Consider the following 13,437-nt stretch of genomic DNA (forward strand, 5'->3'; position numbering starts at 1 on the left):
AATTAAGGTTTTATAGAATCTAGTTGTTCTAGTTCCAATTCTTCTTCAGTTGGTGCTCTAAAGAATCTTTCGTGAACCATATAGTCTTGGAATGCTTTTTTTCCGTACTCTTCATCTTTGTCATAACGTACAATTTGCTGAATAATGTTTTGGTACATGTACAGGTTAGTTTGTATGTTATCTTCTACCAAATAAAGGTCTTGAGGATCAAAAGTAATATAGTATTGTAGTTTTTGCTGGAAGATGTCAATCAATGTTTCAGCAGTTTCACGTGCTTTATCAATATCACCAATACGGTAGTACAATTCTGGATATCCTAAAGAGAAGTTATAGTGATCAAAATCTCTAATAGGCATTTTATGTAACGATAAATCTAACACGTCTTTTGCGTTTACAGAATCACCTTTTTGCATAAACTCTTCCGATAAACGGATTAAGTTATTACGTAAGGAAATAGCGTTACGCTTGCTTTGTTCATCCAAATAAATTTCACCGTTATTAATAGTTTTCCAATCCCATTTTTTAACGTTAGCATACATTTTTTCTGGGTCGATACGTCCCATTTCAAAAATAGATTGTCCTTCATTAGAAGTTTTAATAGGAACCAGTTTGTACGACATTCCATCTAGCTGTAAATAATCTTTTAACCAGATGTACTCTTCATCTGCATTAGCACCACCTGTAAAATAAAGAGGGCGTTTCCAATCAAAATTATTTAAGATATCTAACATTAAAATTCGCGCTTTTGATAAACCTCTGTCATCAACAGTAATATCAATATAATCTACCATTTTATCAGCATCTTTTGCTGCTACCAAACCAGATTTTAACGCATTTTCTTTGTTAACAGGAATACGGATTTTATTGGTTGGATAGAATTTTTCTCTTGCTCCATCTCCAGCATCTAAATAGGTTGCATCATTGTCACTAGCAATCCAACGCATAAAGTCGCTGATAGAAAGAACAGAATCTTTTAACTGCGGAATAGGATAATGGTACGCCATATCTAAGGTTCCGTATTTGTACTGGTCGTGCGTTAATTGTGACGGAATAGGATCTGCCGTATATGTTTTCTTTTTCATTTGATCGATATACCAATCTGTTTGAAAAAGGCTAGTGTTTACAACTTTAATATCTCTACGTACTCCTTCAACTTGTTGCATATACCATAGCGGGAATGTATCATTATCACCTATGGTAAAAATAATCGCATTCGGATCACAGCTTTCTAAATAGGTTTGCGCATTTAATCGGGCTAAATAGCGATCTGATCTATCATGGTCATCCCAGTTTTGGAAGCCCATTAATGCAGGAACAGCAACTAATGAAACTGCAGAAGTGGCAATGGCAACCACACGTTTGTTGGCGTACTTTTTAAAATAATCATATAAAGCAAGTACCCCGAAACCAATCCAGATGGCAAAGACATAAAACGAACCAACTACGGCATAATCACGTTCACGTGGTTCAAATGGTTTAGGGTTGGTGTAAAATATAATAGCTAGCCCTGTAAATAAGAAGAACAAGGTTAGTACATAAAAATTCTTTTTATCTCTGTTAAGTTGATATAACAGTCCGAAAATTCCTAAAAGTAAAGGCAAAAAGAAATAGGTGTTCCGTCCTTTGTTGTTTTTAACATCATCTGGTAAATTTTGTTGAGAGCCTAAGCGAGCTTCATCAATAAAATTAATACCGCTTAACCAGTTTCCGTTTTCAATGTCTAAATGTCCTTGAATATCGTTTTGACGACCTACAAAGTTCCACATAAAATAACGCCCGTACATATATCCAAATTGAAAATCAACCATGAATTTTATGTTTTCTAAAAACGTTGGACGTCTTTTACTTCGAGCAGGAATTCCAGCAATGCTTTTGTATTGTTGCTCAGAAGCAGGATTTACCATACGAGGAATAAACCCTTTGTGTTTGCTTGAATAATTAGGAAGTACGTTTTTATACCTGTTTACAATAACATACTTACCATCTATTTTTTCATATTTAGGTTTGTCGTCTTTATATGGATTTTCGGCATCTTGTTCTCTATCATAAGCTACAGAATAGTAATTATCATAAAAAACATTTGCATCACCATATTGTTCACGATTGTAGTATGCTAGTAGTTCACGCGCACTTGATGGGTTGTTTTCATTAATAATGGTATCAGCATTGGCACGAATTGGTAACATTAACCAAGACGAGAAACCAATCATTATGAATAATACTGAAAGTACTAAAGTGTTTGCAGTAACCATATTCTTTTTACGCGTGTATTTTAATCCGTAAAAGAATAAAGCTATTAAAACAATTCCTGCTATAATAGTTCCTGAGTTATAAGGTAGTCCTACTTGGTTGATAAAGAATAATTCAGCAGCACTAAAGAACTTTAAAGTAAAAGGGAATAAAAACTTAAACACAAACGCTAAAACTAATACTGCAACTAGTGTAGCAATTGCAGTTGTTTTGATGTTGATATCCTTATATGTTTTGAAGAAATATACCAAAACGATTGATGGAATTACTAATAAGGATAGTATATGAACTCCAAAAGATAGTCCAACTACAAAGCTAATTAATACCAACCATTTATTTCCTCTAGGAGTATTTAATTCACTTTCCCATCGTAACCCTAACCAAAATAGTAGCGCCATTAAGAAAGAAGACATGGCATATACCTCTCCTTCTACAGCACTAAACCAAAAGCTATCTGAAAAAGTATACGCTAAAGCACCTACTAATCCGCTTCCTAATACAGCAATAGCTTCATTATTACCTAACCTTCCATTTTTTATAGCCATTCTTTTAGCTAAATTGGTAATTGTCCAAAACATGAAAAGGATAGTAAAAGCACTTGCTAACCCAGACATAAAGTTGACCATTTTAGCCAACTGACTAGGATCACTAGTAAACATAGCGAAAAAAGCACCTAACATTTGAAATAAAGGAGCACCAGGAGGGTGTCCAACCTCTAAATTTACAGCAGTTGCGATGTATTCTCCACAATCCCATGAACTCACTGTGGGCTCAAGAGTTAAGGTATAAGTGATTAACGCTACTGCAAACGAAACCCATCCTAAAATGATGTTCCACTTTTTATAGTTAAACTCAGTCATAGTTTTTTATCTAGATATAAAGTACGAATGTATTAATTACTAATGGTTTTTTTCGTTGAAAACAAAAATATAATTTTAACAGTTTCCCTAAAATAGTCACTCATATAAAGTTCTGTTAAATGAAATTTTAGAGGTTAAAAAAGAAGTAACCGAAAAAAAGTGTAAAAAATTTGCTGAAATATAATTTTGTTTTATATTTGCATCCGCAATAAGCAATTGGCCTATGGTGTAATGGTAACACACCGGTTTTTGGTACCGATATTCAAGGTTCGAGTCCTTGTAGGCCAACAAAATCCTTACGAATTTCGTGAGGATTTTTTTATAAAAAGTGTTTAATGATTTCTAAATATAAAACTTTGTTTTTATATTTGCACTGTAAACATTGGCCCATGGTGTAATGGTAACACACCGGTTTTTGGTACCGATATTCAAGGTTCGAGTCCTTGTGGGCCAACTAAAAAGTCTTAACTGTATAAGTTAAGGCTTTTTTATTTGTAACAAACTTCAAAGATTATCGTCTTCATTTTAAAATAACTACTATTATGAGACGAATTGTAATCACCTTTTTTAGCCTTTTTGTATTAACTACTGCTTTTGCACAAGAACAAAACTTTAAAGAATTCTATCAATCTAATAAAGATAGAGCTGAGGTATCGTTAAATATCTCTAGTTTCTTTGCTAATATGTTCATTTCTGATGAAGATACTGATGAGTTTGGAGTGTTTTTAAAGAAATCTAAAAACTATAAAATCATGGTTTTTAACAATAACATGTCCTCTGTTCAAAAAGATTTTCAAAAGTTTGCTAGAAAAAATAAATTAAAAACTCTAGTTAGAGTAAAAGACGGTAAAGAAAGAGTTACGGTGTATTTTAGAGAAAGCAAAGATCGTATTAAAGAAATTATTGTTAATGTTCATGACAATATGGATGAGTTAGTTTTATTAGGAATTAAAACCAACCTTACAATGGATGAATTATCAGCTATGGTTGAAGCGTCTCCCAAAAATAAAAGCATAGCTTCAAATTAAAATACTTCTTAGTTCCTTAAGTGTAGTCGAAGAGAAGCCTAGAGAACTAACCTTATTATATAGAAAACTCCGACAATTTTTGTCGGAGTTTTTATTTAATCAAGCATAGCCTTTAAGCTTTCTACTACTTTTTTACTGTTTCCAATAAAAATTTGGTCCTCAACAATAAAAACTGGGCGCTTTAAAAAGGTATATTCATCTAAAATATACTGGCGATAATCAGCTTCAGTAATATTTTGATTTTTCAAATCCATTTCTTTGTAAAGTTTTGCTCTTTTGTTAAATAAACTCTCATAGCTATCAGTCATAGCACGCATTTCTTCTAACTGAGCAACTGTAATTGGTTGGGTTTTTATTTCTTGTTTTTCAAACCCATCAAGATTTACTTCTTTTAAGATTCTACGGCAAGTATCACAAGTTTGTAAAAAATAAACTTTCTTCATCGTGTTATGTTTTTAAGACGTTAGATTTTAACCATTAAATAATAAATACTCAACACAAGTTTTCATGGTTAAATAGGTATCTTTGAAATAGCTAAAATAAGTAGAAAAATGAACAAACAATTTGAAGTTTTAAAAAGATCAAGAGAATTAGTTTTAAAAAGAATAGAAGGCTTAACAACAGAGCAATTACATACAATTCCTGAAGGTTTTAATAACAATATTGCATGGAATGTAGCTCATTTAGTAGTAACACAACAGTTATTGCACTATAAGTTATCTGGATTGAATTGTTTAGCACCAGATGAATTAATTGAAGAATATAGAAAAGGAACTTTTCCAACGAAAGAATTTACAGAAGAAGAATTTGAAGAAGTAAAAGAATTATTACTTGGTTTGCCAGATACTTTACAAGAAGATTTTGAAGCAGGAATTTTTACAGAATACGAAGAATATGAAACTAGTACAGGTTTTGTAATCGATTCTATTGAAAGTGCTATTGCGTTTAATAACTTACATGAAGGAATGCATTTAGGTATTATCATGACTTTGACGAAGTTGGTGTAATAGCTGCTTAACTCTGAAGAAAATAATAAATATCGATAGATGAAGTTCAATACCAAAACCATACACGGAGGACAAGAGCACGAAGAAGCTACAGGAGCGGTAATGCCACCTATATTTCAAACATCTACCTATGCGCAATCAAGTCCGGGAGTGAATAAAGGATATGCGTATTCACGTGCAGCCAATCCAACTCGTACGGCTTTAGAAAAAGCTTTTGCAGCTCTTGAAAATGGAACTCACGGATTTGCTTTTTCTTCAGGTTTAGCGGCAATCGATTGTGTATTACGTACTTTAAAGCCAGGTGATGAGGTGATTGCTGGTGATGATATTTATGGAGGAAGCTATCGCCTGTTCACTAGATTGTTTCAAAAAAACGGATTGAAATTTCAATTTGTTGATATGGATGAGGTATCGAGCGTAACTAATGCGATTTCTGAAAACACAAAATTAATTTGGATTGAAACTCCAACAAATCCGTTAATGAAAATTGCGGATATAAAAGAAATTACAAAAGCTGTAAAAAACAAAAGAGCTGATATTTTAGTGGCGGTTGATAATACATTTGCGACTCCTTATTTACAGCGTCCGTTAGATTTAGGAGTTGATATTGTAATGCATTCGGCAACTAAGTATTTAGGAGGACATTCCGATTTGGTGATGGGAGCTTTAATGGTTAAAGATGTTCAATTAGCTGAAGAATTACATTTCATACATTTTGCTGCAGGTGCTATTGCAGGACCGATGGATTCTTTTTTAGCACTTCGTGGAGTAAAAACTTTGCATTTGCGTATGCAGCGTCATTGCGAAAACGGGAAAGCTGTTGCTGAATATTTAGTAAGTCACCCTAAAGTAGGAGAGGTGTTTTACCCAGGTTTAGAGAGTCATCCAAGTTATGAAATAGCTAAAAAGCAAATGGATGACTTTGGAGGAATGGTTTCTTTTCGACTAAAAGATGAGAGTAAACAGGCAGCCTTAACTTTTTTAGAAAACACTAAAATTTTTACATTAGCAGAATCGCTGGGAGGCGTAGAAAGTTTGGTGAGCCATCCAGTAACAATGACCCATGCTTCAATTCCAGAAGCGGAACGTTTAAAAATTGGAATTACCGATTCTTTAATTCGTTTAAGTGTTGGAGTAGAGGATATTGATGATTTATTAGCTGATTTAGAGCAAGCATTGAATAGATAAAAGAGTGTTTTACTTTTAGGCTTAAAGGTAAATGGTAAAAACATACTAATAAAAAAATCCGAAGTGTAAGCACTTCGGATTTTTTATTATACAAAAACTAAAATTATTTAGCTTCTGCGTATCTTCTTTCTACTTCGTTCCAGTTGATTACTTTAAAGAAAGCTTCAATGTAATCAGGACGACGGTTTTGATAGTTTAAGTAGTAAGCGTGTTCCCAAACATCTAATCCTAAAATAGGAGTTCCGCCACAAGTAACACCAGGCATTAATGGGTTGTCTTGGTTTGGAGTAGAGCAAACTTCTACTTTTCCTCCTTTGTGTACACATAACCAAGCCCATCCTGAACCAAATTGTGTAGCAGCTGCTTTAGAGAAAGCATCGATAAATGCTTCTTTCGATCCAAATTCAGCTTCGATAGCATCTTTTAATTCTCCAGATAAATAGCCTCTATCTTCTGGGTTCATTACTGTCCAGAATAAAGAGTGATTATAAAAACCACCACCGTTGTTACGTACAGCAGCATTGCTCATGTCTAAATTAGTTAAGATATCTTCGATAGATTTTCCTTCTAAATCAGTACCTGCAATAGCATTGTTTAAGTTGTTTGTATATCCTTGGTGGTGCTTGCTATGGTGAATTTCCATAGTTCTAGCATCTATATTTGGTTCTAAAGCGTCGTAAGCGTATCCTAATTCTGGTAAGTTAAAAGCCATAATTATTTGTTTTTAAATAGGTTAAATTTTTCGTTTTTCTGAATGTAAATTTAACCCAAAAAAATAAGGCAAACAACTGTTTGCCTTATGGATAATTTATTTGGGTATAAATAATAACTATTCTTTAATAAGTCGGTTTATCTTCTGAAGAAAATTCACTCATAAATTCTTCCGCTCTTTCTACCATTTGTATACTTCCGCAGTAAAAAGGAACACGTTGATGTAATTCTGTTGGCTTAATATCCATGATGCGTGTAAATCCGTCAGAAGCTTTACCACCTGCTTGTTCACAAATAAAAGCCATAGGGTTACATTCGTATAATAAACGTAGTTTTCCTTTAGGAGTTATCGCTGTAGCAGGATAAATATATACACCACCTTTAATCATGTTTCTATGGAAGTCTGATACTAATGATCCGATGTAACGCGCTGTATACGGACGGTTATCAGCTTCGTTTAACTCTTTACAGTGAATTAAGAAACGTTTCATCCCTTCTTGGAAATGTGTAAAATACCCTTCACTTACTGAGTAAATTCTACCAATTTCTGGGAATTGCATGTTAGGGTGTGATAAGTAAAAAGTTCCGATTGCTGGATTTAACGTAAATCCGTTTACACCGTTACCAGTAGTGAAAACTAACATAGTTGAGGTACCGTATGCAACATAACCAGCAGCTACTTGCTCGCTACCTTTTTGTAAGAAGTCTTCTTTAGTAACAGGAGTTCCTACAGGAGAAATTCTTCGATAAATAGAGAAAATAGTTCCAACAGATACGTTTACATCAATGTTAGATGATCCGTCTAGAGGATCCATCAACAAAACATATTTGTTTTCGTTAGCTTTATTACTTCCTTCAACAATTACAAAGTCATCTTCTTCTTCACTAGCAATACCACAAACAATTTCACGGTTAATTAGTGTTTGTTTGAATAAATCATTAGCTAAAACATCTAATTTTTGCTGTGCTTCACCTTGTACATTAATATCTCCAGCAGCTCCAGTAATATCTACCAATCCTGCTTTTCTAATTTCGTGATTCACCACTTTGGCAGCAAGACGAATAGAATTTATTAAACGAGATAATTCACCAGAAGAATATTTAAAGTCTTTTTGTTTGCTGATGATAAACTCACCCAGCGTCATATGCTTGTTACTCATGTCAAATTTTTGTGTTGTGCGTACAAAGATGCCAACTTTTATTTAGTATTTTAAAATTTTCAACAAAAAAATATGATGTGTTTTAATTTTTCATTTGTTTTATCAGAAAGTTTTAAGAGAAGTATCTTTACCCAAAAAAGTAAGAAATGAGTTTTATTATCAGACCAGGAGAGCAAAAAGATGCTCAAGCTATATTAGATTTAATTATTGAATTAGCTGTTTTTGAGAAGGAACCCAACGCGGTTAAAATTACGGTAGAAGACATTATTAAAGATGGTTTTGCTGAAAAACCAAAGTTTAAAACCTTTGTAGCTGAAGAAGATAATAAGATTATAGGTATGGCGTTGTTTTATGAACGTTATTCTACATGGAAAGGAAAAGCAATTCACTTAGAAGATTTAATGGTTACTCAATCTAAAAGAGGTATAGGTGCAGGAAAAGCACTGTACACTTCGGTATTAAAATATGCTTATGAAAATGGGTGTAAAAGGGTAGCTTGGGAAGTTTTAGATTGGAATACTGGTGCTGTAGATTTTTATAAAGGAACAGGAGCAACAGTATACGAAGAGTGGAGAGTATGTCATATGAATGAACAAAGCTTACAACAATATTGTAATGAGAATATTTAAGTTTGGAGGAGCATCAGTAAAAGATGCTAATGGAGTAAAAAATGTTGCACAAGTATTGCAACATGAAGGTACAGAAAATACTTTGGTAGTAATTTCTGCCATGGGAAAAATGACTAACGCGTTTGAACGTGTGGTTGATAGTTATTTTTATAAAAAGGAAGATCTTACAGAGGCTTTAAGTTTTATAGAAAGTTTTCATCAACAAATGATGGATGATTTATTCAGTCAAAACCATGAAGTTTATAACAAGGTCAATTGTTTATTTGGAGAGTTAAGCGGATTTATGGCTCGAAACACTTCAAAAGATTATAATTTTGTGTACGATCAAATGGTTGGTTTTGGTGAATTGTTATCAACAACTATAGTAAGTGCATATTTGTCTGAAATAGGAGTTAACAATCAATGGTTAGATGTAAGAGAATTGATTAAAACCGATGGTAATTACCGTGACGCAAAGATTGATTGGGAACAAACTCAACAACAAATTCACGATAAAGTTGATGTTTCTCAATTAAATATTACTCAAGGATTTTTAGGAGGTTTTGGAGAACAAACTACAACGTTGGGCAGAGAAGGTTCTGATTATACCGCAGGTATTTTTGCGTATTGTTTAGATGCCGATAGTGTTACTATTTGGAAAGATGTTGAAGGGGTATTGAATGCTGATCCTAGAGTATTTTCAGAAACAGCTTTGTTAGAAGAAATTTCATATACCGAAGCGATAGAAATGGCATTTTATGGAGCCTCTGTAATTCACCCAAAAACGATTCAACCTTTAGAGCAAAAAAATATTCCGTTGTTTGTACGCTCGTTTGAAGATGTTACAAAATCGGGAACTTGTGTTGGTAGAGGAAAGAAAATAACTCCAGAAATACCGTGTTACATTGTAAAGAAAAATCAAATTTTAGTGGCAATCTCTGCAAAAGATTTTTCTTTTATGGTGGAAGATAATATCAGTGACGTTTTTAAAAAATTACACGAATACAAATTAAAAGTAAACTTGATTCAAAATTCTGCTATTAGTTTTTCAGTTTGTATCGAAGATAAGTACAATCACTTTAAAGACTTTTATAATGACTTAAAAGGAGCGTATAAGATTAAAGCTTATGAAGATACGACCTTATTTACCATTCGTCATTTTGATGATGAAGCCATAGAAACTATTAGAAAGCGAGGAAAATCAATCATTCGTCAGATTAATACTGAAACGGCGCAATTAGTGATTCAAGAAAACGTTTAAAGCTAGCAAAAAATGATTTATATTTGCAGTTATGTCAATTGATAACTGTGTATGGGATTAGTAACACCTAAAGAAGTTGCAAAAGCAATAGGAGCTGATAAGTTCGGGGTTTTCGGAACATTTTCAGGATGGTTGCTGATGAAAGTTCTACGAATTTCAAAAGCTAATGAAGTTTATAACAAGCATAAGCATAAAAAGGATTTACCTTTTTTAAATGGTTTGCTTGATGAGTTTCAGATAGAGTTTGAAATTCCTGAAGAAGATTTAAAACGTATTCCTAAAGAAGGACCGTTTATTACCATTTCTAATCATCCGTTAGGAGGGATTGATGGTATTTTATTATTAAAACTTTTATTAGAACATAGAGCAGATTATAAGATAATCGCTAACTTTTTATTACACAGAATAGAGCCTTTAAAGCCTTATGTAATGCCCGTAAATCCTTTTGAAAATCATAAGGATGCAAAATCGAGTGTTACAGGAATTAAAAACGCTTTACTGCATTTACGTGAAGGAAAGCCTTTAGGACTTTTTCCAGCAGGAGAAGTATCTACCTATCGTGATGGGAAGTTAATGGTAGATAAAGAGTGGGAGCAAGGAGCTGTTCGTTTGATAAAAAAAGCGAAGGTACCAGTAATTCCTATTTATTTTCACGCTAAAAACAGTCAGTTGTTTTATACGCTATCTAAAATTAGTGATACCTTAAGAACTGCAAAACTTCCATCGGAATTATTATCTCAAAAAAATAGGGTTATAAAAGTAAGGATTGGAAAACCAATTTCAGTAAAAGACCAAGATGCTTATCCTGAAATCCCAGAGTTTTACCAGTTTTTACGTAGAAAAACGTATATGTTGGCAAATCCGTATGAGAAAGCTTCTCAAAAGATTTTATCAACACAAAACCTTAAAATTCCGAAGAAAGCCAAAAATATTACTTCTCAAAAATCACCAGAGTTATTTGTAAAAGAAGTAGATGCTTTACGTGAGAAGGGAAGTAGGTTATTAGAAAGTAAAAATTATGAGGTGTTTTTTGCAACTGCAAAAGAGATTCCTAATATTTTACATGAAGTAGGTCGTTTGCGCGAAATTACCTTTAGAGAGGTTGGAGAAGGAACCAACAAGCCGATTGATTTAGATAGGTTTGACAAGTATTATCACCATTTATTTTTATGGGATAATGACCAAAAGAAGTTGGTTGGAGCTTATAGAATGGGCTTAGGAAAAGATATCTTTAAAAAGCATGGTGTAAATGGTTTTTACATTCACACGCTGTTTAGAATTGAACCTGAGTTATACCCAATGATGGAAAAAACCATTGAAATGGGACGTGCTTTTATCATTAAAGAATATCAACAAAAACCAATGCCACTATTCTTGTTGTGGAAAGGTATAGTTCATGTCACGTTACGATATCCAGAACATAAATATTTAATGGGAGGAGTAAGTATTAGTAACCAATTTTCTGAGTTTTCAAAGTCGTTGATGATTGAGTTTATGAAGTCGCATTATTACGACCCATATGTGGCGCAATACATTCATCCGAAGAAAGAGTTTAAGGTGAAGCTGAAAGATGCCGATAAAGACTTTGTTTTTGATGCTACAGAGGCAGATATGCAGAAGTTCGATAAACTTATTGATGAGCTAGAACCAGGAGAATTACGTATTCCTGTGTTAATTAAGAAGTACGTAAAACAAAATGCACGATTAGTAGCTTTTAATGTAGATCCGAAGTTTAATAATGCTATTGATGGATTAATGTATATTAAGGTAGCAGACATACCAGAAAGCACGGTAAAACCCGTAATGGAAGAGTTTCAAGCAGAGTTAGAGCGTCGCGCAGCAGAGAACTTGAATAAATAATAGCTTATAAAAAAGCAGTAATAAAAAAAGCATCGTACTAAGTACGATGCTTTTTTTATTATGTAGTTTCAAAGGTTATTTGAATAACCTGAAAATATCATTTCCGTTAGCAAATAGCAGTAATGCTATTAATAAGATAAATCCTGTGATTTGCGCGTATTCTAGGAACTTATCACCTGGTTTTTTACCCGTAATCATTTCCCATAAGGTAAATACAACGTGACCACCATCTAACGCAGGAATTGGTAATAAATTCATAAAACCTAACATGATTGATAAGAATGCTGTAATGTTCCAGAATGTTTCCCAGCTAAATTCAGAAGGAAATATACTTCCAATAGAAATAAATCCTCCTAAACCTTTGTAAGCACCTGTACTCGGATTTAAAATCTTTTTCATTTGCTTAATATAGTTAGTTAGGGTTGTCCAAGCTTTGTTTGCTCCTGCAGGAATAGCTTCTCCAAAAGAATAACTTCTTTCAGCTAAGGTGTAATATCCTAACTTTTCTAAATCTGGTAAAGATAAAATAGCAATAACAACACCTAATTTTCCTTCTTCAGTAACTTTTACAGGAAGGCTCACATTTTGGTTATCTCTTTTAACGGTAATAGTTACATCTTGACCTTTATTTTTATCTAGTTCAACTTGAGCTTGATCAAAATAGGTTATTGGTGTTCCATTAATAGAAGTTATAATATCTGTCTTTTTTAATCCACTTTTGTTATTTGGAGAATCTTCAGGAACTTGTCCTATTACAAAAGGTGTTCTGTAGCTTAGAAAAGCACCAGCATCTTTACTTCTATCAACTAATTTAGAAATAAAATCGGTAGGAATTTCTTTTTCTAGAACGGTTCCATTTCTTTCTATAGTATAATTATGCCCGTTGATAAATTCTAAGGGAAGCTCTCTAAATTTTTCAATTTTTTGACCGTCAATAGTTAAAATTTTATCTCCTGTTTCTAAACCTAAGTCTTTTCCTAATTGGTCTTGAACCCAAACACCATCTTTTAAGCTTTCGTTTGGCAAGTATTTCTCACCATAAGCCCACATCAAACAGATGTATATTAAAATACCTAAAATGAAGTTTACAAAAACGCCACCTAACATAATAATTAAACGTTGCCATGCTGGTTTAGAACGAAACTCCCATGGTTGTGCAGGTTTTTGCATTTGCTCGGTATCCATACTTTCGTCAATCATACCAGCAATTTTTACATAACCTCCTAACGGAATCCAACCAATACCATATACTGTATCACCGATTTTCTTTTTAAATAAAGAGAATTTGTAATCGAAAAATAAATAGAATTTTTCTACTCGGGTTTTAAACAGTTTTGCTGGAATAAAGTGTCCTAATTCGTGTAAAACGATTAAGAGCGATAAGCTTAAAATAAATTGTGATGCTTTTATTAAAATCTCCATAAATGGTGTTCGTCTAAATTTAAAATCTGACAAATGTACGTTTTTAACAACAGTTGTAAAAGTTTGTATGTAAGTTAGCCTT

11 protein-coding genes and 2 tRNA genes are annotated in these 13,437 nt (G+C 33.1%); 8 read left to right on the forward strand and 5 right to left on the reverse strand.

All coding sequences use genetic code 11. From position 1 onward, the window contains the following. Nucleotides 1–2 precede the first annotated feature (2 nt). On the reverse strand, nt 3–3,110 hold the full coding sequence (locus tag AC3VI6_RS06210; RefSeq protein WP_497705541.1) for a glycosyltransferase family 117 protein: 3,108 nt from the start codon (nt 3,108–3,110) through the stop codon (nt 3–5). Nucleotides 3,111–3,327: 217 nt separating this feature from the next. Here AC3VI6_RS06210 and AC3VI6_RS06215 point away from each other — a divergent pair. From AC3VI6_RS06215 to AC3VI6_RS06225, 3 genes are all read left to right on the forward strand, one after another. After that, nucleotides 3,328–3,398 (forward strand) — tRNA-Gln (locus tag AC3VI6_RS06215). A gap of 95 nt (nt 3,399–3,493) precedes the next feature. Then, nucleotides 3,494–3,564 (forward strand) — tRNA-Gln (locus AC3VI6_RS06220). Nucleotides 3,565–3,652: 88 nt separating this feature from the next. Continuing rightward, entirely contained in the window at nt 3,653–4,138 is a 486-nt protein-coding gene (locus AC3VI6_RS06225; RefSeq protein ID WP_497705542.1) for a DUF4252 domain-containing protein, read from the forward strand. Between the two features lie 95 nt (nt 4,139–4,233). Here AC3VI6_RS06225 and AC3VI6_RS06230 read toward each other — a convergent pair whose 3' ends face one another. Then, nucleotides 4,234–4,581 (reverse strand): arsenate reductase family protein, encoded by a 348-nt coding sequence (locus tag AC3VI6_RS06230; RefSeq protein WP_497705543.1) that lies wholly within the window; start codon nt 4,579–4,581, stop codon nt 4,234–4,236. A gap of 108 nt (nt 4,582–4,689) precedes the next feature. Between AC3VI6_RS06230 and AC3VI6_RS06235 the strand changes: the two genes are divergently transcribed. Continuing rightward, nucleotides 4,690–5,145, forward strand: coding sequence for a DinB family protein (locus AC3VI6_RS06235; RefSeq protein ID WP_298997248.1), 456 nt, complete (start codon nt 4,690–4,692; stop codon nt 5,143–5,145). A 39-nt stretch (nt 5,146–5,184) separates the two neighbouring features. Then, the gene (locus AC3VI6_RS06240; RefSeq protein WP_497705544.1) at nt 5,185–6,333 is read left to right on the forward strand and encodes a cystathionine gamma-synthase; all 1,149 of its coding nucleotides are present in this window, start codon (nt 5,185–5,187) and stop codon (nt 6,331–6,333) included. Nucleotides 6,334–6,436: 103 nt separating this feature from the next. Here AC3VI6_RS06240 and AC3VI6_RS06245 read toward each other — a convergent pair whose 3' ends face one another. Continuing rightward, nucleotides 6,437–7,045, reverse strand: a complete 609-nt coding sequence (locus AC3VI6_RS06245; RefSeq protein WP_497705545.1) for a superoxide dismutase — start codon at nt 7,043–7,045, stop codon at nt 6,437–6,439. Between the two features lie 124 nt (nt 7,046–7,169). Continuing rightward, nucleotides 7,170–8,204: a class 1 fructose-bisphosphatase gene (fbp, locus tag AC3VI6_RS06250; protein WP_497705546.1), complete on the reverse strand. Its 1,035-nt coding sequence runs from the start codon at nt 8,202–8,204 to the stop codon at nt 7,170–7,172. 146 nt (nt 8,205–8,350) lie between these two features. On the opposite strand from fbp, the gene AC3VI6_RS06255 reads away from it, so the two are divergent. From AC3VI6_RS06255 to AC3VI6_RS06265, 3 genes are read left to right on the forward strand one after another with little or no spacing between them, the layout of a single operon-like run. Then, the gene (locus tag AC3VI6_RS06255; RefSeq protein WP_497705547.1) at nt 8,351–8,833 is read left to right on the forward strand and encodes a GNAT family N-acetyltransferase; all 483 of its coding nucleotides are present in this window, start codon (nt 8,351–8,353) and stop codon (nt 8,831–8,833) included. Continuing rightward, entirely contained in the window at nt 8,820–10,073 is a 1,254-nt protein-coding gene (locus AC3VI6_RS06260) for an aspartate kinase (protein WP_497705548.1), read from the forward strand. The genes AC3VI6_RS06255 and AC3VI6_RS06260 overlap by 14 nt, the downstream gene beginning before the upstream one ends. 51 nt (nt 10,074–10,124) lie before the next feature. Then, nucleotides 10,125–11,933, forward strand: a complete 1,809-nt coding sequence (locus AC3VI6_RS06265) for a lysophospholipid acyltransferase family protein (protein ID WP_497705549.1) — start codon at nt 10,125–10,127, stop codon at nt 11,931–11,933. Between the two features lie 75 nt (nt 11,934–12,008). Here AC3VI6_RS06265 and rseP read toward each other — a convergent pair whose 3' ends face one another. Then, entirely contained in the window at nt 12,009–13,355 is a 1,347-nt protein-coding gene (gene rseP / locus AC3VI6_RS06270; RefSeq protein ID WP_497706577.1) for an RIP metalloprotease RseP, read from the reverse strand. Nucleotides 13,356–13,437 lie beyond the last annotated feature (82 nt).

It is taken from the genome of Tenacibaculum sp. TB-56 (assembly GCF_059716275.2).